Genomic DNA, 22,343 nt, shown 5'->3' on the forward strand with positions numbered 1-22,343 from the left:
AGTGTAGGGCGCTGTCCGTTTCGTCTCATCCGATCACCAGCCGCGCTCGCGCCACTCCTCGAGCTGCGGGCGCTCGGCGGCGAGCGTGGTGTCGTCGCCGTGGCCGGGGTAGACGATGGCGTCCTCGTAGCGCTCGAAGAGCTTGGTGCGGACGCCGGTGAGCAGCGATTCGAAGCCCTCGGCGCCGGAGGTCTTGCCGACGCCGCCGGGGAAGAGGCAGTCGCCGGTGAAGATGTGCACGCGGCCGTCGCCGTCGCGCAGGACCAGCGCGACCGAGCCGGGGGTGTGGCCCTGCAGGTGCACGATGTCGAAGCGGAGCTCGCCGATCTCGACGGTGTCGCCGTCGGCGAGCAGCCGGTCGGGGGTGACCGGGAGCGGGCCCGCGTCCAGCTCGTGCGCGGCGGTGGGGGCGCCGGTGGCGCCCGCGACCTCGGCGAGCGCCTGCCAGTGGTCACCGTGCTGGTGCGTGGTGACGATCAGCTCGACCCTGTCCTTCGCCTCCTGGGCGAGCAGGGCGCCGAGCCGGTCGGCTTCGTTGGCGGCGTCGATGAGCAGGGCGGCGCCGGTGGCGGCGCACTGCACCAGGTAGCTGTTGTTGTCCATCGGGCCGACCGACAGTTTGACGATGCGGGCGCCGGGGACGTCGCGCTGCTGCGGGTTCGATCCCGGGGAGACGTGGCCGGTGTAGGGCTTGTCGATCGTGATCACGGCTCGATGCTAGCCGGCCCGCGGCCCGCGGTCTGGTTGGATCGGGGCCATGTCGGTGCTGAGGGTGCGCGTGGTTCTGCTGATCGGGCTGTTGCTGGCCCTGCTCCCGGCGGCACCGGCGGGCGCGGAGCCGCCGCTGCGGATCGGGCCGCACGTGCTGGACCGGGCGGGCGCGCTGGACACCGCGGGCAGCGACCGGGTGAACGCCGCGGTCGACAACCTCTACGGCAACCACCAGGTCCGGCTCTGGGTGGTCTACGTGCGCGACTTCGACGGCACCGCGCCGCAGCGCTGGGCCGAGCGCACCGCCGAGCTCTCCGGCTTCGGCTCGCGCGACCTGCTGCTCGCGGTGGCGACCGAGGACCGGGCGTACTGGTTCGACGGCGAGCTGCCGTCCGGGCTCACCGAGGGCGAGCTGGACGGGATCCTGGCCGGGCAGGTGGAGCCGGAGCTGCGCGCCGGGCGCTGGGCGGGCGCCGGGGTCGCGGCGGCCGACGGCATCGACGCGGCGCTGCGCGGCGGCGGGGTGAGCGCGCTGGGGGTGGTGCTCGTCGTCGCGGTCATCGCCGCGGCGGCCGCGGGGCTGGTCGTGTGGTCGCGGGTGCGGCGAAACCGCAGGCGTACGGCGGAATTGGCGGCCGCGCGCAACCTGGACCCGGACAATGTCGCCGCGATCGGCGCGCTCTCGCTGGAGACGCTGCACACCCGCTCGCGGGAGGTGTTGGTCGAGCTGGACGACGCGATCCGCACCAGCGCCGAGGAGCTGGAGATCGCCGCAGGCGAGTTCGGCGCCACCGCCGCCGCCCCGTTCCGGACCGCGCTGGACAGCGCGCGGCAGGCGGCGAGCCGCGCCTTCGAGATCAGGCAGCAGCTCGACGACGCCGTCCCGGAGACGCCGGACCAGCAGCGCACGCTGCTGCTGGAGCTGCTCGGCACCGCCGACCGGGCGGACCGCGAACTCGACGCGCGGGTCGCGGAGTTCGACGCCATGCGGGATCTGCTGCTGAACGGCGGCGCCCGGCTCGACGCGCTCACCCGGGACCTGGTCGAGCTCACCGGCGCGGTGCCGGGCGCCGAGGCCGAGCTGGCCCGGCTCACCGGTACCTACCCGGCGAGCACGCTGGTCTCGGTGCAGGGGAATGTCGCCGCCGCCAGGGAGCGGATCACCTTCGGCGAACGGGCGATCGACGCCGGGCGGGCGGCGCTGGCCGAGCCGGTCGGTGAGCAGGGCGAGGCGGTGGCGGCGATCCGCGGCGCCGAGGCGGCGCTGGGGCAGGCTCGCACGCTGCTCGGGGCCATTGCCACCGCGGCCGCCGACATCGCCTCCGCGCGGGCCGGGCTGCCGGGGGCGCTGGCGGAGCTGCGGGCCGATCTGGAGACGGCGGCGGGGCTCGCCGCGCACGGCGGGCCGCAGCTCGAGGCCGCGCGCACGGCCGCGCAGGCGGCGCTGGCCGGTGCGGAGGCTGCTGCGGAGAGTGATCCGCTGGGGTCCTTCCGCGAGGTCGTGCGGGCCGACGGCGAGCTGGATCGGGCGGTCGCCGCAGCCAGTGCGCACCGGCGGGCCGAGGAGGAGCTGCGGGGGCGGTTGGAGCACGCGCTCACCGCGGCGCGCGGGCAGGTCTCGGCCGCGGGCGATTTCGTCGGGACGCGGCGCGGGGCGGTGGACGCGCAGGCCCGCACCCGGCTCTCCGAGGCGCAGCGCAGGCTGGACGAGGCGCAGCGGCTGGCCGCGGGTGACCCCGCCGCCGCGCTGGAGAACGCGCGCGCGGCGGCGGAGCTCGGGGCGGCGGCGCTGCGCGAGGCACAGGCCGATGTGCGGCGCTGGGAGTCGAGCCGGGCGCCCGCCGGGGGCGGCCAGGCGGGTGCGGTGCTCGGCGGCATCCTGGTGGAGAGTTTGCTGCGCGGTGCCGCGGGCGGCGGTGGGTACCGCCCGCGCTCCTACGGCGGGTCCACGGGGTCGCGCAGGATCGGCCGCGGCGGGCGTTTCTGAGCTGCCCGCTCAGCCTGCGACCGGAACCCGTTCGACCAGCAGATCCAGCTCGGCGCGGACGGCGGCGGCCATCCGCTCCGGGTCGCCACCGCCGAGCACCCCGACGCTCAGCCGCCCGGCGTAGGTGTACACCAGGAACGTCACCGCGGCGCTCGCCCCCGCCGAAGGGCGGGGATGCGCGGAGAGGTAGACGATCTCGTAGTCCAGCACCCGAAGCCCGGCGGGCACCGTGAACGGCGCGACGGCACCGGTATTGGTGATCGCCACGTGCCCGGCCAGCGAGTGCACCCGCCGCTCGCCGTAGAAATCCGGGAAGTGCAGCACCGACTGCTGCACGATGCCCTCGGCGAGGTCGTGCCGCAGCGTGTTCGTCACCCGCTGCGCCAGCTCCAGCGGGTCGTCCGCGCGGTCGATCTCGGCCGCGATGGCCGTCAGCCCGGCCATATTGGTGCCGCCGACCGGCGTTACCCGCTTGCCGAGCCTGCCGCGCAGATCCACCGGGTAGACGCAGCGGACCGGCCCCGGCGCCGGTGCGAGTTCTGCGAAGGCGCGCAGCAGCGCCGCGGTCACCACGCCGTTCATCGAGACCCCGTGCGCGCGGGCGAATCCGGTGAGCCGCGCGGTCGCCGCCGGGTCGAGGACCAGGCGGTACGGCCGGGCCAGCGCCTGCGGCCCCGGCGTGTGCCCTGCGGGCGGCGGTGGCGGCGGCTCCGGGGCGATCACGTCCTCCAGCCCGGAGACGCCCGCCCGGCTCAGCCCGCTGTCGAGCAGGTGCTGCTCCAGCGGGAGCGGCAGCGGGTGCTCGACCACGGTGGCCCGCCCGCACTCGACCCGCTCGGTGTAGAGCTCCCACAGCCGGGCGAAGAGCGCGAGGCAGTGCCCCGCGTCGGCGACCGCGTGGTGCACGTACAGCGTCACCCTCGCCGTGCCGCGGTCGCGCACCACGTCCAGGTAGCCGAGCGCGCGGTCCGGGCGCAGCGCGCGGCGCGGCAGCGCCACCGCCGCCGGGTCGCCGGTGGCGAGCCGGAGCCGGGGCGCCCGGCCGCGCGGCCCGAGCAGCCGGGCCGGGTCGGCGGCGATGCGGCAGCGCAGGACGGGATACGAGGTCTGCAGGTCGCCGAAGGCTCTTCGGAGCACCCGGATATCGAGCGCGCCGGACACCAGCACGGAACGTCCGGTGAACGTTCCGTGCCGAACGAACCTCTCCTCCGACGGCGCCAGTTCGCGCACCACGTCGACCCTCTCCCGCAACACATCCGCAAGGGTGAGGCAACCGGGGTCGGGATGCAATCCGGATCGCCGCCGCCTCCTGCGAATACTGCGAATCCCCGGCAACCGTCCGGAAAACTCTCCCCGCGCCCCAGCATCGCTCCAGCAACCAATCCGCAGCGGCCGCGGGAACGAACCCGTGGCACAGCATCGAGCGGCGGAGGAGAGGACCCATGACGCGTCCGGTCGTGGCGAGCCGGGCCGAGTGGCTCGCGGCCCGCACAGCCCTGCTCACCGAGGAGAAGGCCGTCACCCGCGCGCTGGACGCGCTCGCCGCGCGCAGGCGGGCGCTGCCCATGGTCCCGGTGCCGGAGTACGTCTTCGAGGGGCCGGACGGCCGGGTGCGGCTGCCGGAGCTGTTCGACGGCCGCAGGCAGCTCATCGTCTACCACCTGATGTGGCGATGGGACCGGGACGACGGCTGCCCCGGCTGCGCCCGCGTGCTCGACGGCATCGGCGGGCTGGCCCGACTACCCGAGCGCGACACCGCCTTCGCCGCGATCAGCCGCGGCCCGTGGGAGCGGCTGGCGGGCTACCACGCCGGGCACGGCTGGGCCTTCCCGGTGCTGTCGTCCTTCGGCAGCGACTTCAACTACGACTTCCACGCCTCACTGGACGCCGAGATCGCCCCGGTCCGCTACAACTACCGCTCGGCCAAGGAGCACGCGCTCGCGGGCCGCCCGCCCGCCGACGAGCAGGCGGGCGTCAGCGTCTTCTGGCGCGACGACGACGATGCCGTCTTCCACACCTACTCCGCCTACGCGCGCGGCACCGACCCGCTGGACGGCGCCAACGCGCTGCTCGACCTCACGCCGCTCGGCAGGCCGTGATCAGGCGCCGATCAGGTGCTGCGCCAGGTACCCCTCGACCTTGTCCAGCGCGATCCGCTCCTGCGCCATGGAGTCCCGCTCGCGCACCGTGACGGCCTGGTCCTCCAGGGTGTCGAAGTCGACGGTGATGCAGAACGGGGTGCCGATCTCGTCCTGGCGCCGGTAGCGGCGGCCGATGGCGCCCGCGTCGTCGAAGTCGACGTTCCAGTTCCGGCGCAGCTGCGCGGCGAGGTCCTTGGCCTTGGGCGTCAGGTCGGCATTGCGGGAGAGCGGCAGCACCGCGGCCTTGACCGGCGCGAGCCTGCGGTCCAGCCGGAGCACGGTGCGCACGTCGACCCCGCCCTTGGCATTCGGCGCCTCGTCCTCGGCGTAGGCGTCGACCAGGAAGGCCATCAGCGAGCGGGTGAGCCCGGCGGCAGGCTCGATCACGTACGGGATGTAGCGCTCGCCCGCGGCCTGGTCGAAGTAGCTCAGGTCGGCGCCGGAGTGCTCGGCGTGCGTGCGCAGGTCGAAGTCGGTGCGGTTGGCCAGCCCCTCCAGCTCGCCCCACTCGCTGCCCTGGAAGCGGAAGCGGTACTCGATGTCGACCGTGCGGGTCGAGTAGTGCGAGAGCTTCTCCTTGGCGTGCTCGTAGAGCCGCAGGTTCTCCGGGTCGATGCCGAGGTCGGTGTACCAGGCCAGCCTGGTGTCGATCCAGTACTGGTGCCACCGCTCGTCCTCGCCCGGCTTGACGAAGAACTCCATCTCCATCTGCTCGAACTCGCGGGTCCGGAAGATGAAGTTGCCCGGGGTGATCTCGTTGCGGAAGCTCTTGCCGATCTGGGCGATGCCGAACGGCGGCTTCTTGCGCGCGGTGGTCTCGACGTTCTTGTAGTTGACGAAGATGCCCTGCGCGGTCTCCGGGCGCAGGTAGTGCAGCCCCTCCTCGTCGTCGACCGCGCCGAGGAAGGTCTTGAGCAGGCCGGAGAAGTTGCGCGGCTCGGTCCACCTACCCGGGTCGCCGGTCTCCGGGTCGCGGATGTCGGCGAGGCCGTTGGCGGGCGGGTGGCCGTGCTTCTCCTCGTACGCCTCCAGCAGGTGGTCGGCGCGGTACCGCTTGTGCGTGATGAGCGACTCGACCAGCGGGTCGGTGAAGGTGGCGACGTGGCCGGAGGCCTCCCAGACCTGGCGCGGCAGGATCACCGAGGAGTCGAGCCCGACGACGTCGTCGCGGCTGGTGACCATGGAGCGCCACCACTGCCGCTTGATGTTCTCCTTCAGCTCGACGCCGAGCGGGCCGTAATCCCAGGCCGACTTGGTGCCGCCGTAGATCTCACCGCACGGGTACACCAGACCCCGGCGCTTGGCGAGGTTGGCAACGGTGTCCACCTTCGACTTGGGTGCCACGCGAGAATTCTCCGTTCCTGCGAATCGACTCGATATCGGTGCTGTTACGCGTAACAGCCGCACGTTACGCAGTCACCGGGCGCTGTTACGCACGCGATCAGCGTAACGGGAGCGTTTATGACCACCGCCACCAGCACAGCCATGGAGCGTGTCCGTTTGACATGCGCAATTGTGCATATCAAAATGGGATCGCTTTCCGATAAGGAGATGGTCCGATGACAGCCGCCGTGCCGCACAACCCCTATCGTTCCCCCGCCCCGGCGCCGGTGCCGAGCCGGGCGGTCCTGGAGGACGCCGGTGAACTGCTGCGCGCACTCGCCGCCCCCGTTCGCATCGCGATCGTGCTGCAATTGCGGGAGTCGCCGCGCTGCGTGCACGAACTGGTGGACGCGCTCGGCGTCACCCAGCCGCTGGTGAGTCAGCACCTGCGGATTCTCAAGGCGGCGGGGGTGGTGCACGGCGAGCGCTCGGGCCGCGAGGTGCTCTACGAGCTGGTCGACGACCATCTGGCGCACATCGTCGTGGACGCCGTCGCGCACGCCGAGGAAGGATGACCGTGGCCGAGAAGCCGAACGCCGTCGGGGTGCGCAGCACCCGCCAGCGCAATGCCATCGCGGCGCTGCTCGGCGATATCGAGGAGTTCCGCTCCGCCCAGGAACTGCACGACGAGCTGCGCAAGCGCGGCGAGGGGATCGGGCTCACCACCGTCTACCGCACCCTGCAGTCGCTCTCCGACGCGGGCATGGTCGACGTGCTGCGCACCGACACCGGCGAGTCCGTCTACCGGCAGTGCTCCACGGGTCACCATCACCACCTGGTCTGCCGCGGCTGCGGCCGGACCGTCGAGGTCGAGGGCCCCGCGGTCGAGGCGTGGGCCGACGCCACCGCCGCCGAGCACGGCTTCACCGAGGTCAGCCACACCCTGGAGATCTTCGGCACCTGCGCCGACTGCCTGCGCACGCGCTGAGCCCGCCCGCCCGCGCAAGCGGGATCGCCGCCCGCCCGGCAGGCGAGCGCATCCGCGAAAGGGTCCCGCTCCGCGGAGCGGGACCCACCGGGCACCTGTCGGATCAGGCGGGCTGCGGAACGGCGCGCGCAGGCGCGGGTTCGGCGTTCCGCTCCCTGACCACCCCGACCCCGAGCAGCGCCAGCGCCGCGCCCGCCCAGATCAGCAGCACCAGCAGCGGCCCACCGGCGGCGGCGCCGTCGAAGAAGGCGACCGAGCGGAGCAGCGAGACCGCGGCACCCGGCGGCAGCGCCTGCCCGATCGCGCTCCACGGCTGCGGCAGCAGCTCCGGCGCCGCGGCGGCCGCGGAGAACGGGTTGCCGATCAGCAGCATGGTGAGCGCGGCGATACCGATCCCGGCCCGGCCGATCGCGGTCGCCAGCCCGGCCACCGCCCCCGCCACCGCGAACGAGACCAGCGCCGCGACCCCGGCCAGCTCCAGGTACTCCCCCGGCAGGATGGAGAGCCAGCCCTGCGCGATGGCCATGCTCAGCACCCCGCCCGCCAGCGCGAAGGTGACCACCCCGGCGATCCGCGCCGCCGCGGTGGGAACCAGCAGGCTGAGCAGCACCCCGGCCGCGATCCCTGACATCACCAGCGGCAGCACCATGGCCCCGAAGCCCGCGCCGCGCGGATCGTCCGGGTCGGCGGGCACCACGTCCTCCACCGCGGCGGCGGCCGCGGGCGCGGCTGCGAACTGCCGCGCGAGCTGGGTGAGCTGCTGCGCGACCAGCGGGCTCGCACCGGAGGCCACCAGCACCCGCGGCTGCGGGCCGGTCAGGATCGCGCCGTAGACCTCGCGCTCGGTGAGCGCGGCGCGCGCCGCGGCCTCGTCGGCGACGGTGCGCGGCTCGATCGCCCCCGGGCTGCGCTGCGCCAGCTGCGCGGAGACCTGGGCCGCGCCGGGCCCGGCGACGGCGACCGGCAGGTCGCGCGGGGCGGTGTGCACGGCGGGCCAGGCGAAGGCGATCAGCATCAGCGCCTGGAGCAGGGCCGCTCCGAGGCCGACGGCCAGCGCGCGCTGCAGGATGTTCATGACCACTCCCCATAAATCGAATGTTCGTTCTTTTATGTGGAACCACGGTCGCACCCCGTCACCCGCGTTGTCAAGAACGAACATCCGTTTTAGATTGGGGTCATGCCCCGAGTGAGTGAAGAGCACCTGGAACGCCGCAGGCAGCAGATCGTCGAGGCGGCGCAGCGCTGCTTCGCGCGCAAGGGCTTCCACCAGACCTCGATGCAGGACGTCTTCGCCGAGTCCGGGCTCTCCGCGGGCGCGGTGTACCGCTACTTCAAGAGCAAGGACGAGCTGGTGGCGGCGCTGGCCTCGGACGCGGGCACCGACATCAGGGCGGTGCTGCTCGAGGTCATGCGGCGGGATCCGCTGCCGACGCCCGCCGAGGTGGTCGGTGCGGTCACCGCGTGGATGTCGCAGAACAGCGGCATCGAGGGGCGGCTACGGCTGGCGCCGCAGGCGTGGGCGCTGGCCCTTACCGACCCGGAGGCGGCCGGGTACATCCGGCCCACCGTCATCGGCATCCGCGGCATGTGGCGCGGGTACGCGCAGCGGATGGCGGAGGCGGGCTGGCTGCCCGCCGGCACCGACCTGGACGCGGTGGCCGCCACCCTGTTCGGGCTGCTCCCCGGCTACCTGCTGCAGTTCCTGATCGTCGGCGACCTGGACCCGCGCGCGCTGGAGCGGGCCGTGCGCTCCCTGCTCCCCTACGGCCGGGATCAGGCCGGGACCAGCAGCCCCTGACGGGCCTTGCCCGCGCCGGAGAGCACCAGCAGCAGCATGGTGCCGAGCGCGCCGTCGTCCAGCCCGACCGCCGGGAAGGTGTAGCGGAGCACGACGTCGGCGAGCTTCTCCCTGGTGACCACCACGATCGAGCCGAACTGCAGCGTGGCGTTGCGCTCCGCGACCCGCTTGTGCAGCTGCGGCTTGAGCGGGCGGTCCCAGGCGAGCACGCAGGTCAGGGTGAGCACGTCCAGCCCGGGGGCCAGCGTGACGGCGTCCAGCGAGCAGAGCGCGCCCTCGTAGTCGAAGCGCAGCGAGCCGTCGTTGTCCACCCGCACGTCGACGTCGTAGATGGAGAGCACGGCGCCCGCCGACGCCTTGAGCTCCGTGGCGGGGTCGAGCGGCTCGGTCACTTGGCGCCCCCGAAGCGGCGGTCGCGGCGGGCGTAGGCCAGACAGGCGTCCCACAGGTTGCGGCGGTCGAAGTCGGGGAAGAGCGTCTCCTGGAAGACGAATTCGGCGTACGCGGCCTGCCAGAGCAGGAAGTTGGAGGTGCGGAACTCACCCGAGGGGCGCAGGAACAGGTCCACGTCGGGCATGTCCGGCTCGTCCAGGTAGCGGGCCACCGTCGCCTCGTCGACCTTCTCCGGGTCGATCTCGCCCGCCGCCACCCGGCGCGCGATCTCCCGTGCGGCGTCGGCGATCTCGGCGCGACCACCGTAGTTGACGCACATGGTGAGCGTCATGACGGTGTTGTCCCTGGTGAGCTCCTCGGCCACCTCGAGTTCCTTGATCACGCTGCGCCACAGCCGCGGCCGCCTGCCCGCCCAGCGCACCCGGACGCCCATCTCGTGCATCTCGTCCCGGCGGCGGCGGATGACGTCGCGGTTGAAGCCCATGAGGAAGCGCACCTCGTCCGGGCTGCGGCGCCAGTTCTCGGTGGAGAAGGCGTAGGCGGAGAGCCACTTGACGCCGATCTCGATGCAGCCCTCGACGGTGTCCATGAGCACCGCCTCGCCGCGCTCGTGCCCCGCCGTCCTGGCCAGCCCGCGCTCCTGCGCCCAGCGGCCGTTGCCGTCCATCACCAGCGCCACGTGCGCGGGCACCAGCTCCGGCGGCAGCTCCGGCGGGCGGGCGCCGGAGGGGTGCGGCGACGGCGGGCGGACGGTGCGCGGGCCGTCGGACAGTGCGCTGCCCGTTCCGGACCCGGAGGAGTCGCGACGGAGGATCACGGCCCCCATCCTGCCCGATGCGGTCGCGCCGGTGTAGCGGCCTCCCGCCGGACGGCGCCCCCGCCGGTCGCGGGGCAGGCACGGTCAGGGTGCCGCGGGCGTGCGCTCCAGCAGGGGCAGGGTGCGCAGTCTGCGCTCGAGGTGCCACTGCAGGTGCGCGGCGACCAGGCCGCTGGCCCGGGTGCGCACCGGCGCGGGCACCGCCTCGACCTTCTCCCACTCCCCGCGCAGCAGCGCGACCAGCAGCTCCAGCGCCCCCTCCGGCGGGCTGGACGACCCCGGCGGGCGGCAGTGCACGCACACCGCGCCGCCCGCGGCGACGTGGAAGGCGCGGTGCGGGCCGGGGGTGGCGCACTTGGCGCACTCGTCCAGCGCGGGCGCCCACCCCGCGAACCCCATGGCCCGCAGCAGGAAGGCGTCCAGGATCAGCTCGTGCGGCCGCTCCCCCGCGGCGATGGCGCGCAGCGCGCTCGCGGTGAGCGCGTGCAGCTTGGGCGCGGGCGCGCGCTCCTCGCCCGCCAGCCGCTCCGCGGTCTCCAGCACCGCGCAGCCGGTGGTGTAGCGGCCGTAGTCGGCCACGATGTCGGCGGCGAACGCCTCGACGGTGTGCACCTGGGTGACGGTGTCGAAGGTGCGACCCGGGTACAGCTGCACGTCGACGTAGGCGAAGGGCTCCAGCCGCGCCCCGAACCGCGACCCGGTGCGCCGCACCCCCTTCGCCACCGCCCGCACCAGCCCGTGCCGCCGGGTCAGCAGCGTGACGATGCGGTCGGCCTCGCCCAGCTTGTGCTGGCGCACCACCACCGCCTCATCCCGATACGAACGCACCGGCCCATCCTCGCACGGACCGGCGACACGGTCAGCGAACCGGCGGCACACCCATCGTCGCGGTGACCGCGACCACCTGGATCTGCTCCAGCGTCTGCCCCAGCGCCGCCAATCGGGCGACCACGCCGAGCCGGTGCTCCGGCGAGCCGGGGCGCACCAGCACCGGCGGCCCGGCATTGCGCGGCCGGACGAAGGCGCCGCGCTCGCTCACGTACCGCATCGGCACGCCGTCGCGCACCGCACGGTAGGCGTCCAGATCCAGGTCGCGGTGGCGCACCGGGTCGATGTGCAGCTCGGCGAGGTACCGGTCGGCCTGGGCCAGCCGCAGCTCGCGATCGGCCGGGTCCAGGTAGCGCACCCACTGCCCGATCCGCAGCCGGTAGGCCGCCACCGCGTCCCTGAGCAGCTCGCGGTGGTGCTCGGCGACCGCGGCCAGCTCGGGCTGCTCCCCGGCCACGAAGTCGAACGCCGGGTGCCCGGTGTACAGATCGGTCATCTTCGCCCCCACACCTCGGTCGCGAATAGCACTGCGCGGCAACCTGATCGGGATCTCGCAGAGCACCATTGTGCCTCGAGTGCGGTGGCGGGCGGAACGGTTCGGGCGGCGCGGGGGCGGCGGCAGGGCGAAAACGGCGGTCCGGGTCAGAAACCGAGGCGGCGCAGCTGCTTCGGATCGCGCTGCCAGTCCTTGGCGACCTTCACGTGCAGGTCCAGGTAGATCCTGGTGCCGAGGATGTGCTCGATCTGCTTGCGGGCGTTGGTGCCGACCTCCTTGAGCCGGGAACCCCCCTTGCCGATGATGATGGCCTTCTGGCTCGGCCGCTCGACGTAGAGCAGCGCGTGCACGTCGAGCAGGTCCTCCCGGTCCTCGCGGGGCAGCACCTCCTCGATGACCACGGCCAGCGAGTGCGGCAGCTCGTCCCGCACCCCCTCCAGCGCGGCCTCCCGGATGAGCTCGGCCATGAGCGTCTCCTCGGGCTCGTCGGTGAGCTCGCCGTCCGGGTAGAAGGCGGGGCCCTCCGGCATCTTCGAGGCGATCACGTCGACCAGCACCTCGACCTGCTCGCCGCGCACCGCGGAGACCGGCACCAGCTCGGCCTCCGGGCCGAGCAGGTTCGAGACGGCGAGCAGCTGCGCCGCCACCTCGTCCCGGCTCACCTTGTCGATCTTGGTGACCACGCCGAGCAGCGTGGTCTTCGGCGCCATCTGCCGGATCTGCTGCACGATCCAGCGGTCGCCCGGCCCGATCTTCTCGTCCGCCGGGATGCACAGCGCGATCACGTCGACCTCGGAGTAGGTGTCGCGCACCAGGTCGTTCAGCCGGGCGCCGAGCAGCGTGCGCGGCCGGTGCAGCCCCGGCGTGTCCACCAGGATGAGCTGCGCGTGCTCGCGGTGCACGATGCCGCGGATGGTGTGCCGCGTGGTCTGCGGGCGGGACGAGGTGATCGCGATCTTCTGCCCGACGAGCGCGTTCGTCAGCGTCGACTTGCCGGTGTTCGGGCGGCCGACGAAACAGACGAAACCGGAGCGGAATTCAGCCACCGGACACCTCGGCGGCGGCATCGTCGACGATGTCGAAGACCGCGCCGGACTTGTCGGCGAAGACGATCCGCGCGCTCGCCGAGACCTCGCGCACCGCGTACACCCCGGCGTCCTTGAACTGCCCGCCGACCACGACAGCCGCCTCGAACCCCTCGGCGCCGCTGGAGATCGCGGCCGCGACCGCGGCCTGCAGCGCGGTCAGCCGCAGCTCCTGCAGCCCGACCTCGCCGGCGGCGTAGGTGCGGCCGTCGGTGTCCCGGACGGCGGCGCCCGCCGCACCCCCGGTCCGCCCCAGCGCGCCGCGCGCGAGCGTCAGCAGTTTCGTGTCCTCGGCGTCGAGCTCGCTCATTCGGATCCCTCCTGGTCGCGGTCGGCCGTCGTGGTGCGGCTCGATCCGTTCTGTGCTGACTCCGCCGCCGCGGCCTCGCCGCGGTCCTTCCGGCGGCTCGCCTTGTCGGCGCCGCGGTCCTTGCGGCCGCGCTCGACGTCGCGCTGGGGTTCGATCTTCTCGTCGTCGCCGGTGGACTTGTCCCGGCGCACCACCACGGTCTGCACCCGCATCCGGCCGCGGGCGTCCGGCCCCCCTTCGCCGCGCAGCACCAGCCCGTGCGCGGAGACCTTCGAGCCGGGCAGCGGCACCCGGCCCAGCTCGTGCGCGAGCAGCCCGCCGACGGTGTCGACCTCCTCGTCGTCGATCTGCACCCCGAACAGCTCGGCCAGATCCTGCACCGGCAGCCGCGCCGAGACCCGGTAGCGGCCGTCGCCGAGCTCCTCGACCGGCGGCGTCTCGCCGATGTCGTACTCGTCCGCGATCTCGCCGACGATCTCCTCCAGCACGTCCTCGATGGTGACCAGCCCGGCGATGCCGCCGTACTCGTCCACCAGCAGCGCCATGTGGTTGCGCCTGCGCTGCATCTCGTCGAGCAGGCTGTCCAGCGGCTTGGAGTCCGGCATGAAGACCGCGGGGCGCATGACCTCGCGCACCTTCACCTTGCGGCTGCGGTCGGCATAGGGCACCAGGTCCTTGAGGTAGACCACGCCGAGGATGTCGTCGACGTTCTCGCCGATCACCGGCATCCGGGAGTGCCCGCTGCGCACCGCGAGCGACATGGCCTGGGCGGCGGTCTTGTCCGCCTCGATCCAGATCATCTCGGTGCGCGGCACCATGACCGCGCGGGCCGCGGTGTCGCCGAGCTCGAAGACCGACTGGATCATCCGCCGCTCCTCGTCGGCGACGACGCCGCGCTCACCGGCCATCTCGACCACCTCGCGCAGCTCGATCTCGGAGGCGAACGGGCCGTTGCGGAACCCACGGCCTGGCGTGATCGCGTTGCCGATGAGGATGAGCAGCCTGCTCACCGGGCCGAGCAGCACGCCGATCAGCTGCAGCGGCAGCGCCGCGGCGAGCGCGATGGAGTAGGCGTGCTGGCGGCCGAGGGTGCGCGGCCCGACGCCGATCACCACGTAGTCGACCAGCACCATGATCACGGCGGTGGCGAGCAGCGCCCAGCCGTCCGCCCAGACGTCCAGCAGCGCCGCCGCGAGCAGCACCGTCGCGGTGATCTCGCAGAGCACCCGGAGCAGCACCATGAGGTTCACGTAGCGCGGCCGGTCGTCCATGATCCGGAGCAGCCGCGCGGCGCCCGCCCGCTCGGCGCGCACCATGTCGTCCAGCCGAGCCCTGGAGACGGTGTTGAGCGCAGCGTCCAGCCCGGCGAAGAGGCCGCCCGCGGGGACGAGCAGGACGGCCAGCACGATCAGCGTCGCGGAGCTCACGCCTGCCCCTGGCCGTCACCGGGGGCGGTGAAGCCGGTCTTGCCGAGCAGCTTGGTGTCGCGTTCGGCCAGCTGGGCGCGGTACCGCGCCGCGCGCAGGCTCTCGTACCACTCCTCGAGCAGCCGGGCCTGCAGGGCGAACATCTCCTTCTCCTCGTCCGGCTCGGCGTGGTCGTAGCCGAGCAGGTGCAGCACGCCGTGCACGGTGAGCAGCGCCAGCTCGTGCTGCAGCGAGTGCCCGGCCTTGCGCGCCTGCCCGGCGGCGAACTCCGGGCACAGCACGATGTCGCCGAGCATGGACGGGCCGGGCTCCGGGCTGTCCGGCCGCCCGCCCGGCTCCAACTCGTCCATCGGGAAGGACATCACGTCGGTGGGGCCGGGCAGGTCCATCCAGCGCACGTGCAGGTCGGCCATGGTGTCCAGATCGACGAGCACCATCGACAACTCGGCGGCCGGGTGGACGTCCATCCGCGCGATGGCGAAGCGCGCGACGCCCACCAGATCCTCTTCGGGGACGTCGAACCCCGACTCGTTGGCGATCTCGATGCTCACCCGACCAGGGTAGGCAATCGGGTCAGCGCCGGTCTCCCCGGCTCGCGGCTCGGCGCTGCGCCCGATTGCCCGGGTAGTGCGGCCCCACCGGCGGCCGCGCCTCCGACTCGAACCGGTCGTAGGCGTCGACGATCTCCGACACCAGCCGGTGCCGCACCACATCGCTGCTGGTGAGCTGGGCGAAGTGGATGTCGTCGATGTCGGTGAGGATCTCGCTGGCCGCGCGCAGCCCGGACCGCGCCCCGCCGGGCAGGTCGACCTGCGTGACATCGCCCGTCACCACGATCTTGGAGCCGAAGCCGAGCCTGGTCAGGAACATCTTCATCTGCTCGGCGGTGGTGTTCTGCGCCTCGTCCAGCACGATGAAGGAGTCGTTCAGCGTGCGCCCGCGCATGTACGCCAGCGGCGCGACCTCGATCACGCCCGCCGCCATGAGCTTGGGGATCGCCTCGGGATCCATCATGTCGTGCAGCGCGTCGTAGAGCGGCCGCAGGTACGGGTCGATCTTCTCGTTCAGCGTGCCGGGCAGGAAGCCGAGCCGCTCGCCCGCCTCCACCGCGGGCCGGGTGAGGATGATCCGGTTGACCTGCTTGGTCTGCAGCGCCTGCACCGCCTTGGCCATGGCCAGGTAGGTCTTGCCGGTACCGGCCGGGCCGATGCCGAAGACGACGGTGTTGTTGTCGATGGCGTCGACGTAGCGCTTCTGGTTCAGCGTCTTGGGCCGGATGGTCTTGCCGCGCCGGGAGAGGATGTCCAGGCTGAGCACCTCGGCCGGGGACTCCTCGCTGCCCTCGGTGAGCATCGAGACCGTGTGCCGCACGGTGTCCGGCGTAATGCCCTTGTTCCGGCCGGTGAGCGAGACCAGCTCGCCGATGATCCGCTCGGCCAGCGCCACCTCGGCCGGGCGGCCGGTGAGCGTCACCGAGCTGCCCCGGACGTGGATGTCCGCCTCGAGCAGCCGCTCCAGCTCGCGCAGGTTCTCATCCGCCGAGCCGAGGAGCGGGAACACCGATTCGGGGGCCAGTTCGAGGCTGGAGCGCACGCTCTTCATGGCCGGAGCGGCATTGTCGTCGTCGCCGGACGCGCCAGGCACGGCCTGGGCTCCGGAGGTGTTGCCGAATTCGTCTGGTGTTCGCAAAAGTCGCCGCAGCCTCTTTCGATCTCGGGGGAACGTGGGTGGGGCGGGGGCTGCCGCACGCGGATGACCGGCCCCTTCCCGACACGCAGTTTACCGCCCGGTACCGACAGCCGACAGGGAATATGCCCCCGGCGAACGGTGCGCCGCCCAGCCCTGGATCGCGGCGCGGAACCGGCGCGCCGCCTCCGGCATGGGCCGGTCCGCCGCCCATACCAGCCCGACCTCGCGGACCGCGCCCGCATCGGCCAGCGGCACCCTGGCCACGGCCGGGCTCGGGGTCGCGCCGGGCGGCGGGTCCTCCAGCGGCACCAGCGCGACGCCGAGCCCGGCGGCCACCAGCCCGGTGACCGTCACCAGGTCGCTCGATTCGAACACGATGCGCGGGTGCAGCCCGGCCGCCGCGGCGAGTTCGTCCAGCAGGCGGCGCATGCCGTAGCCGTGCCGCATGGCGATGACGTCCTCGCCCGCCAGGTCGGCGAGCGTGGTGTGGCGTCTGCCTGCCAGCCGGTGCCCAGCGGGGACCGCCAGGACCAGCGGCTGGCGCAGCAGCCCGGACCAGCCCAGCCCCGGTTCGGCCGGGCGCGGGGAGACGATCGCGAGGTCGGCCTCGCCGTCGAGCACCATGCGGGTGATGGTGGCCGCGGCGTCCTGGTGCAGCGACACCGTGACCCGCCCCGCCTGCCTGCGGAAATCGCCGACCAGCTGGGGGACCAGCCAGCTGCCGAAGGAGTGCAGGAAGGCCAGCCGCACGGTGCCCTCGGCCGGGTCGGCGAGGTCGGCGACGGCCCTGGCGCCCGAGTCCAGCTCGATGCGGGCGCGGCGGGCATGCTCGTAGTAGGCCCGGCCGAACTCGTTCAGCCGGAGCCGCTTGCCCGCCCGGTCGAAGAGCCGCACCCCGAGCCTGCGCTCCAGCCGGGCCAGCATCCGGGAGAGCGTGGGCTGCGCGAGGTGCAGCCGGTCGGCCGTCGCGCCCACGTGCTCGAGTTCGGCGAGTGTGATGAACCACGTCAGGTCGTCGCCCAACACGTTGTCACCTCCACTAATGTCACTGCTGCATCAACTTGTCGCTGATTATGCATTTCCTTCACCGATCGTGCTCGGCGCAGGCTGGCGACATGAGCGGATCGAGCGGACGGGAGCGGCGGATCGTCACCGCGCTCTTCGCGGCGGGGCTGACCACCTTCGCCTCGATGTACAGCGCGCAGGCGCTGCTGCCGAGCCTCGCGGCGGCGTTCCGGGTCGCGCCCGCGCAGGCGGCGCTGGCGGTCTCGCTCACCACCGGGTTCCTGGCGCTGGCGATCATCCCGGTGAGCGCGCTCTCCGGGCGGTTCGGGCGAACCAGGGTGATGGTCTGGTCGGCGGGCGTCTCCGCCGCGATCGGGCTGCTGCTTCCGCTGGCGCCGACGCTGGAGGTGCTGCTCGCCGCCCGCGCGGTGCAGGGCGTCACGCTCGCCGGGGTGCCCGCGGTGGCCATGGCCTACCTGGCCGAGGAGGTCGACGCGGGCAGGCTCGGCGCCGCCATGGGCGTCTACGTCTCCGGCACCACGCTGGGCGGGCTGACCGGGCGGCTGGTCCCGGCCTTCGCGGTCGACCACACCTCGTGGCGCTGGGCGCAGGCGCTGATCGCGGTGGTCGGGGCGCTGTGCACGGTGTGGTTCGTGCGGGCGCTGCCCGCCTCGCGCGGGTTCCGGCCGCGGCGCTCGGGGGTCGGGCGGGAGCTGGCCGCGCAGCTGCGGGAGCCGCGGCTGGTCGCGCTGTGCACGCTGGCCTTCGTGCTCATGGGCGGGTTCGTCTCGGTCTACAACTACCTGGGGTTCCGGCTGCTGGCCGCGCCCTTCGGGCTGCCCGCGAGCGTGGCAGGGCTGGTGTTCGTGCTGTACCTGGCGGGCACCGTCGCCTCCACCACCGCCGGGCGGCTCGCCGACCGCTTCGGGCGCGGACCGGTGCTGACCGGGTCGGTGGTGGTGACCGCGGTGGGGGCCGCGCTGTCGCTGCCGGATCGGCTGCCGCTGGTGCTGGCCGGGATCCTGCTCTTCACCGCCGGTTTCTTCGGTGCGCACGCGGTCGCGAGCGCGTGGGTCGGGGTGGCGGCGGCGGGCGGGAATCGAGCGGCGGCCTCGTCGCTGTACCTGTTCTGCTACTACCTGGGGAGTGCGGTGCTCGGCGGGCTGTCCGGGTTGGCGTTCGCGGAGTTCGGGTGGGCGGGGCTGGTCGGTGGGGTCGGGGTGCTGCTGGTGCTGGCCGGGGGTGCGGTGGTCGTCGTGGTGCGCGGGGAGCGGAGGGTCCCGGGGGTGGCGGTCGAGTTGGTCGGGAGCGGGTAGCGCTCGGGAGTCCTGAACTGTTCAGCGCACTGTGCCTGCGGGCTACGTCGATCAGCGCGTGGGTCGTCGGGCCACGTGTGCCCGCGGCACGGCGTGATCGTTGTGCGGCATCTCGTACGACTCGTCGAGTACTACCGCTGCGGGCCGCGCTACTCGCGCGGGTTCGACGCGATCGGTGCGCGGCCTTTCAGCGGTACTACCAGCGCGACGTCAGGGCGCCGAGCGCGCCGAGAGCGACGGCGGCGGCGGTGGAGGTACGCAGCACGGTGGGGCCGAGCAGCGCGGCCGTGGCCCCCGCCGCCGTGAACGCGGCGAGTTCGGCCTCGTCCAGCCCGCCCTCGGGGCCGACGATCAGCACCACCCGCGCGGCTTCGGCGAACGGCAGCGCGGTGAACCGCTCCGCCCCGGATTCGTGCAGCGCCGCCACCACTCCCCCGTCCGCGACGGTGGCGCGCACCAGCTCCGCCACCTCCCGGGTCCGGTGCACCGCGGTCACCTCGGGAATGTAGGCCCGCCGCGACTGCCGAGCCGCGGACCGCGCCGCCGCCCGCCACTTCTCGACCCCCTTGGCCGCCTTGCCCTCCCAGTTCGCGACGCAGCGCGCCGCCTGCCACGGTACGATCACGTCCGCCCCGGCCTCGGTCATGAGCTCGACCGCGAGCTCGGACCGATCCGACTTGGGCAGCGCCTGCACCACCGTCACCGGCGGTGCCGCCGACTCGGCGACCCGCCGATCCAGCACCGCGAGCTCCAGCCGATCCTTCTGCGCCGCGACCACCTCGGACTCCGCGACCACCCCGCGCCCGTCGGAGAGCGTAATCGGCTCCCCGACCCGGATCCGCCGCACCGTGGCGGCGTGCCTGCCCTCCGGCCCGTCGAGCACCGCGACCGCGCCGGGCTGCGGAATCTCGTCCAGGTAGAAGACCGTCGCGGCCACGCTCAGCGACCGCTGAACGACGCCCGCAGCCGGGCGAAGAGCCCGCTGTTGTGCTCGGACTGCGCCGAGACCACCTCGGCCCGATCCCGCTCACGCAGCCCCTTGTACTTGCGCAGCAGGTCGTTCTGCTTGCTGTCCAGCTTCGACGGCACCACGATCTCCAGGTGCGCGAGCAGGTCACCGCGGGCACCGGAGCGCAGCTTGGGCATGCCGTGCCCGCGCAGCACCGAGACCTCGCCGGGCTGGGTGCCCGGCGGGATGGTCAGCTCCGTCGGCCCGTCCAGGATGGTGTCGATCACCACGGTGGTGCCGAGCGCGGCGTCCACCATCGGCACCCGGATGGTGCAGTGCAGGTCGTCGCCGTCGCGGACGAAGACGTCGTGCGGCTGCTCCACCACCTCGACGTAGAGGTCGCCCGCGTGCCCCCCGCCGGGGCCGACCTCGCCCTGCGCGGCCAGCCGCACCCGCATGCCGTTCGCCACACCGGCCGGGATCGGCGCCGCGATCTCGCGCCGCGCCCGCACCCGCCCGTCGCCGCCGCACTTGCCGCACGGATCGGGGATGGTCTCGCCCGCGCCGCGGCAGGTCGGGCAGGGCCGCGAGGTGAGCACCTGGCCGAGGAACGAGCGCTGCACCGACTGCACCTCGCCCGCGCCGCCGCAGGTCTCGCAGCGCACCGGCTTGGAGTCGCCGTTGGTGCCCGCGCCGTGGCAGAGATCGCAGAGGATCGCGGTGTCGACGGTCAGGTGCTTGGTCACCCCGACCGCGCACTCGGCCAGGCTGAGCCGGGTGCGCAGCAGCGAGTCGGCGCCGGGCTGCACCCGGCCGCGCGGCTTGCGCTGGCCGCCGGAGGCGTTCATCCCGCCGAAGAAGGCCTCGAAGACGTCGCCGAGGCCGCCGAAGCCCGCACCGGAGAAGCCACCCGCGCCGCCACCGTTCTCCAGCGGGTCGCCGCCCATGTCGACGATGCGCCGCTTCTCCGGGTCGGCCAGCACCTCGTAGGCGGTCGACACATCCCGGAACCGCGCCTGCGCCGCCTCGTCGGGGTTGACGTCCGGGTGGAGCTCCCGCGCCAGCTTGCGATAGGCGCGCTTGATCTCCTGATCGGTCGCGTTCTTCGCGACGCCGAGCAGTCCGTAGTAGTCCCGTGCCACTTCGCTTCTCTAGTCCTTGGTCGCCGTTTCCCGATACCCGGCCGGTCCGCGCGGCACACGCCGCCGGGCCGGGCCCCGATACCGGCCTTAGTCGGATGCACTCAACTTTATCCGTTCGAGCCTACGGCCCGGCAGCGGAGTCCCCCCGAAGGCCGGACCGGACCTCAGCGTCCGGCCAGTACCTCGCCGATATAGCGGGCCACCGCCGCCACCGAGGCGATGGTGCCCGGATAATCCATGCGCGTCGGCCCCAGCACCCCCATGCCGCCGAGAACCGCGCCCGCCGCACCGTACCCCGTGGTGACCACCGAGGTCCCGCGCATCTCCTCGACCTGCGTCTCCTCGCCGATCCGGACCGTGACCGTGCCCGGCTGCTGCGCCGCCGCGAGCAGCTTGAGCACCACCACCTGCTCCTCCAGCGCCTCCAGCACCGTGCGCAGCGAGCCGGGCAACCCGAAGTCGCCCGCATTGCGCGTCAGATTCGCCGTTCCGCCGAGCACCAACCGCTCCTCCGGGTGCTCCACCAGCGTCTCCACCAGCACCGTCGACACCCGGATCAGCACTTCGCGCAGCTTCCCCGGTGCGTTCTCCGGCAGCGCCGCGACCGCCGCCGAGGCCGTGGCCAGCCGCTTGCCGTCCATCGCCCCGCCCAGCAGCGCGCGCAGCGCCGCCAGGTCCTCGTCGTCCACCAGCGCGCCCAGCTCGACGATCCGCTGATCGACCCGGCCGGTGTCGGTGATCACCACCAGCAGCAGCCGCGCCGGATTCAGCGCCACCACCTCGATGTGCCGCACCGTCGACGCGGACACCGTCGGGTACTGCACCACCGCGACCTGCCTGGTCAGCTGCGCCAGCAACCGGACCCCGCGGCGCAGCACGTCATCCAGGTCGACCCCGGACTCCAGGAACTCCAGAATCGCCCGCCGCTCCGCCGCGGACAGCGGCTTCACCTCGGCGATCCGATCCACGAACTGCCGATACCCTTTGTCCGTCGGAATCCGACCGGAGCTGGTGTGCGGCTGCGCGATGTAGCCCTCCGCCTCCAGCACCGCCATGTCATTGCGCACCGTCGCGCTGGAAACGCCCAGGTTGTGCCGCTCGACCAGCGTCTTCGACCCGATCGGCTCCTTGGTCGCGACGTAGTCGGCAACGATCGCCCGCAGCACCTCGAAACGGCGATCCTCGGTACTCGACACGGCCCACCTCCTCGCTTGCCTGTCCCAGTCTAGGTGCCCGCCGCCCGATATCCCCCGTTCCGGACCGCGCCTGTGGATGAATCGCCCGGGTCGACGGGAGTTGTCCACAGGCGCCTTGCCCGGGGTCCGGGTGCGCCGGTAGCGTCACGGATCAGACCAGGGGGACGTCGGCTTCGAGGGGGACTCGTGCGATTCGGCACCGCGGCTCTGGCCGCCCTCACCGTTCTCGCTATCGCGGGATGTGACTCGTCCGGGGGTTCGGAAGCGTCACCGACGACCACCACTCTGCCGAGCGCACCCACAGCTTTCGACCCGTGCGCGGATATCCCACAGGGCGTGTTGGACTCCGAGGGACTGCGAGCAAAGACCAAGAACGACAACAACGGAGCCGATGGACTGCAGTGGCGCGGATGCGTGTGGTCCCAAGTGGACGGCTACTCGGCAACCATCGCGACAACCAACGTGACGGTCGACATGGTGCGAGCTAGGAAATTTCCCGATTCGCGCGATTTCACACTGGCCGGACGCTCTGCGATATCTACTCGGAAAGACACAGAGCGACCGTCGGAGCAATGCAACGTCAATGTTCAGATTTCCGGCGGCAGTCTGGAGATACTGCTGACGAATCCGAGCTCGCGCAAGAAGACCGGAAGCCTCGATTCCTGCGCCTTAGCGACCACTCTCACCGAGAAGGTGGTCGGCGTGCTTCCGGCCGATATCTGAGCAGGAGGTGAGGAAGAGA

The 22,343-nt window shown here is 72.8% G+C and carries 24 protein-coding genes; 7 read left to right on the forward strand and 17 right to left on the reverse strand.

Annotated features, from left to right (window positions below; genetic code table 11):
- Nucleotides 1–33 precede the first annotated feature (33 nt).
- Nucleotides 34–708, reverse strand: coding sequence for an MBL fold metallo-hydrolase (locus tag ACFUUZ_RS08660; RefSeq protein ID WP_378693980.1), 675 nt, complete (start codon nt 706–708; stop codon nt 34–36).
- A 49-nt stretch (nt 709–757) separates the two neighbouring features.
- Between ACFUUZ_RS08660 and ACFUUZ_RS08665 the strand changes: the two genes are divergently transcribed.
- Entirely contained in the window at nt 758–2,698 is a 1,941-nt protein-coding gene (locus ACFUUZ_RS08665) for a TPM domain-containing protein (protein ID WP_378693982.1), read from the forward strand.
- A gap of 9 nt (nt 2,699–2,707) precedes the next feature.
- Here ACFUUZ_RS08665 and ACFUUZ_RS08670 read toward each other — a convergent pair whose 3' ends face one another.
- On the reverse strand, nt 2,708–3,952 hold the full coding sequence (locus tag ACFUUZ_RS08670; protein ID WP_378693984.1) for an acyltransferase: 1,245 nt from the start codon (nt 3,950–3,952) through the stop codon (nt 2,708–2,710).
- Nucleotides 3,953–4,140: 188 nt separating this feature from the next.
- Here ACFUUZ_RS08670 and ACFUUZ_RS08675 point away from each other — a divergent pair, with 188 nt between their 5' ends.
- Nucleotides 4,141–4,797, forward strand: coding sequence for a DUF899 domain-containing protein (locus ACFUUZ_RS08675; RefSeq protein ID WP_378693986.1), 657 nt, complete (start codon nt 4,141–4,143; stop codon nt 4,795–4,797).
- On the opposite strand, the gene ACFUUZ_RS08680 is transcribed toward ACFUUZ_RS08675, so the two are convergent.
- Complete coding sequence (locus tag ACFUUZ_RS08680) at nt 4,798–6,183, reverse strand: glycine--tRNA ligase (RefSeq protein WP_378693988.1); 1,386 nt, start codon at nt 6,181–6,183, stop codon at nt 4,798–4,800.
- A gap of 215 nt (nt 6,184–6,398) precedes the next feature.
- On the opposite strand from ACFUUZ_RS08680, the gene ACFUUZ_RS08685 reads away from it, so the two are divergent.
- Together ACFUUZ_RS08685 and ACFUUZ_RS08690 are read left to right on the forward strand one after the other, a co-directional pair.
- On the forward strand, nt 6,399–6,737 hold the full coding sequence (locus ACFUUZ_RS08685; RefSeq protein ID WP_067654691.1) for a helix-turn-helix transcriptional regulator: 339 nt from the start codon (nt 6,399–6,401) through the stop codon (nt 6,735–6,737).
- The gene (locus ACFUUZ_RS08690; RefSeq protein WP_378693990.1) at nt 6,734–7,150 is read left to right on the forward strand and encodes a Fur family transcriptional regulator; all 417 of its coding nucleotides are present in this window, start codon (nt 6,734–6,736) and stop codon (nt 7,148–7,150) included. The genes ACFUUZ_RS08685 and ACFUUZ_RS08690 overlap by 4 nt, the downstream gene beginning before the upstream one ends.
- A gap of 103 nt (nt 7,151–7,253) precedes the next feature.
- Here the strand turns inward: ACFUUZ_RS08690 and ACFUUZ_RS08695 are convergent, their stop codons facing one another.
- On the reverse strand, nt 7,254–8,225 hold the full coding sequence (locus ACFUUZ_RS08695; RefSeq protein ID WP_378693992.1) for a hypothetical protein: 972 nt from the start codon (nt 8,223–8,225) through the stop codon (nt 7,254–7,256).
- Nucleotides 8,226–8,327: 102 nt separating this feature from the next.
- Here ACFUUZ_RS08695 and ACFUUZ_RS08700 point away from each other — a divergent pair, with 102 nt between their 5' ends.
- Nucleotides 8,328–8,948: a TetR/AcrR family transcriptional regulator gene (locus tag ACFUUZ_RS08700; RefSeq protein WP_378693994.1), complete on the forward strand. Its 621-nt coding sequence runs from the start codon at nt 8,328–8,330 to the stop codon at nt 8,946–8,948.
- Here the strand turns inward: ACFUUZ_RS08700 and ACFUUZ_RS08705 are convergent.
- The 10 genes from ACFUUZ_RS08705 to ACFUUZ_RS08750 all read right to left on the reverse strand — a co-directional run bounded on the left by ACFUUZ_RS08705 (nt 8,924) and on the right by ACFUUZ_RS08750 (nt 17,019).
- Nucleotides 8,924–9,289 (reverse strand): hypothetical protein, encoded by a 366-nt coding sequence (locus ACFUUZ_RS08705; protein WP_378694137.1) that lies wholly within the window; start codon nt 9,287–9,289, stop codon nt 8,924–8,926. The two genes, ACFUUZ_RS08700 and ACFUUZ_RS08705, sit on opposite strands and share 25 nt — an antisense overlap.
- A 47-nt stretch (nt 9,290–9,336) precedes the next feature.
- Entirely contained in the window at nt 9,337–10,167 is an 831-nt protein-coding gene (locus tag ACFUUZ_RS08710; RefSeq protein WP_378693996.1) for an isoprenyl transferase, read from the reverse strand.
- A gap of 75 nt (nt 10,168–10,242) precedes the next feature.
- A complete protein-coding gene (gene recO, locus ACFUUZ_RS08715) occupies nt 10,243–10,986 on the reverse strand; it encodes a DNA repair protein RecO (protein WP_378693998.1) in 744 nt (247 codons plus the stop codon).
- 31 nt (nt 10,987–11,017) lie between these two features.
- On the reverse strand, nt 11,018–11,482 hold the full coding sequence (locus ACFUUZ_RS08720) for a hypothetical protein (RefSeq protein ID WP_378694000.1): 465 nt from the start codon (nt 11,480–11,482) through the stop codon (nt 11,018–11,020).
- Nucleotides 11,483–11,628: 146 nt separating this feature from the next.
- A complete protein-coding gene (era, locus tag ACFUUZ_RS08725; RefSeq protein ID WP_378694002.1) occupies nt 11,629–12,549 on the reverse strand; it encodes a GTPase Era in 921 nt (306 codons plus the stop codon).
- Nucleotides 12,521–12,877, reverse strand: coding sequence for a cytidine deaminase (locus ACFUUZ_RS08730; protein WP_378694004.1), 357 nt, complete (start codon nt 12,875–12,877; stop codon nt 12,521–12,523). The genes era and ACFUUZ_RS08730 overlap by 29 nt, the downstream gene beginning before the upstream one ends.
- Entirely contained in the window at nt 12,874–14,304 is a 1,431-nt protein-coding gene (locus tag ACFUUZ_RS08735) for a hemolysin family protein (RefSeq protein ID WP_378694006.1), read from the reverse strand. Before ACFUUZ_RS08735 ends, ACFUUZ_RS08730 begins: the two co-directional genes overlap by 4 nt.
- Complete coding sequence (gene ybeY / locus ACFUUZ_RS08740) at nt 14,301–14,855, reverse strand: rRNA maturation RNase YbeY (RefSeq protein ID WP_378694008.1); 555 nt, start codon at nt 14,853–14,855, stop codon at nt 14,301–14,303. The genes ACFUUZ_RS08735 and ybeY overlap by 4 nt, the downstream gene beginning before the upstream one ends.
- A 22-nt stretch (nt 14,856–14,877) precedes the next feature.
- Complete coding sequence (locus tag ACFUUZ_RS08745; RefSeq protein WP_378694138.1) at nt 14,878–15,906, reverse strand: PhoH family protein; 1,029 nt, start codon at nt 15,904–15,906, stop codon at nt 14,878–14,880.
- Between the two features lie 177 nt (nt 15,907–16,083).
- Nucleotides 16,084–17,019, reverse strand: a complete 936-nt coding sequence (locus ACFUUZ_RS08750; protein WP_378694010.1) for a LysR family transcriptional regulator — start codon at nt 17,017–17,019, stop codon at nt 16,084–16,086.
- Between the two features lie 89 nt (nt 17,020–17,108).
- Here ACFUUZ_RS08750 and ACFUUZ_RS08755 point away from each other — a divergent pair, with 89 nt between their 5' ends.
- Nucleotides 17,109–18,314 carry an MFS transporter gene (locus ACFUUZ_RS08755; RefSeq protein ID WP_378694012.1) on the forward strand — a complete coding sequence of 402 codons (1,206 nt, stop codon included), beginning with the start codon at nt 17,109–17,111 and terminating at the stop codon, nt 18,312–18,314.
- Nucleotides 18,315–18,510: 196 nt separating this feature from the next.
- On the opposite strand, the gene ACFUUZ_RS08760 is transcribed toward ACFUUZ_RS08755, so the two are convergent.
- The 3 genes from ACFUUZ_RS08760 to hrcA form a co-directional block, all read right to left on the reverse strand.
- On the reverse strand, nt 18,511–19,251 hold the full coding sequence (locus tag ACFUUZ_RS08760; RefSeq protein WP_378694013.1) for a 16S rRNA (uracil(1498)-N(3))-methyltransferase: 741 nt from the start codon (nt 19,249–19,251) through the stop codon (nt 18,511–18,513).
- Between the two features lie 2 nt (nt 19,252–19,253).
- Nucleotides 19,254–20,405, reverse strand: coding sequence for a molecular chaperone DnaJ (gene dnaJ, locus ACFUUZ_RS08765; protein ID WP_378694015.1), 1,152 nt, complete (start codon nt 20,403–20,405; stop codon nt 19,254–19,256).
- 164 nt (nt 20,406–20,569) lie between these two features.
- On the reverse strand, nt 20,570–21,601 hold the full coding sequence (hrcA, locus tag ACFUUZ_RS08770) for a heat-inducible transcriptional repressor HrcA (protein WP_378694017.1): 1,032 nt from the start codon (nt 21,599–21,601) through the stop codon (nt 20,570–20,572).
- Between the two features lie 186 nt (nt 21,602–21,787).
- Between hrcA and ACFUUZ_RS08775 the strand changes: the two genes are divergently transcribed.
- Nucleotides 21,788–22,324, forward strand: coding sequence for a DUF3558 domain-containing protein (locus tag ACFUUZ_RS08775; RefSeq protein WP_378694019.1), 537 nt, complete (start codon nt 21,788–21,790; stop codon nt 22,322–22,324).
- The last annotated feature ends 19 nt before the right edge of the window (nt 22,325–22,343 follow it).

This window comes from Nocardia sp. NPDC057353, assembly GCF_042667085.1.
In the GTDB taxonomy this organism is placed as follows: domain Bacteria; phylum Actinomycetota; class Actinomycetes; order Mycobacteriales; family Mycobacteriaceae; genus Nocardia.

Bases quoted from the DNA above. Each gene is read 5' to 3' on its own strand.
- ACFUUZ_RS08695 (WP_378693992.1), bottom strand. From the start codon at position 8,225: ATGAACATCCTGCAGCGCGCGCTGGCCGTCGGCCTCGGAGCGGCCCTG.
- ACFUUZ_RS08755 (WP_378694012.1), top strand. From the start codon at position 17,109: ATGAGCGGATCGAGCGGACGGGAGCGGCGGATCGTCACCGCGCTCTTC.
- ACFUUZ_RS08690 (WP_378693990.1), top strand. From the start codon at position 6,734: ATGACCGTGGCCGAGAAGCCGAACGCCGTCGGGGTGCGCAGCACCCGC.
- ACFUUZ_RS08685 (WP_067654691.1), top strand. From the start codon at position 6,399: ATGACAGCCGCCGTGCCGCACAACCCCTATCGTTCCCCCGCCCCGGCG.
- ACFUUZ_RS08745 (WP_378694138.1), bottom strand. From the start codon at position 15,906: ATGAAGAGCGTGCGCTCCAGCCTCGAACTGGCCCCCGAATCGGTGTTC.
- ACFUUZ_RS08700 (WP_378693994.1), top strand. From the start codon at position 8,328: ATGCCCCGAGTGAGTGAAGAGCACCTGGAACGCCGCAGGCAGCAGATC.
- ACFUUZ_RS08675 (WP_378693986.1), top strand. From the start codon at position 4,141: ATGACGCGTCCGGTCGTGGCGAGCCGGGCCGAGTGGCTCGCGGCCCGC.
- ACFUUZ_RS08730 (WP_378694004.1), bottom strand. From the start codon at position 12,877: ATGAGCGAGCTCGACGCCGAGGACACGAAACTGCTGACGCTCGCGCGC.
- era (WP_378694002.1), bottom strand. From the start codon at position 12,549: ATGCCGCCGCCGAGGTGTCCGGTGGCTGAATTCCGCTCCGGTTTCGTC.
- ACFUUZ_RS08665 (WP_378693982.1), top strand. From the start codon at position 758: ATGTCGGTGCTGAGGGTGCGCGTGGTTCTGCTGATCGGGCTGTTGCTG.
- ACFUUZ_RS08720 (WP_378694000.1), bottom strand. From the start codon at position 11,482: ATGACCGATCTGTACACCGGGCACCCGGCGTTCGACTTCGTGGCCGGG.
- ACFUUZ_RS08710 (WP_378693996.1), bottom strand. From the start codon at position 10,167: ATGGGGGCCGTGATCCTCCGTCGCGACTCCTCCGGGTCCGGAACGGGC.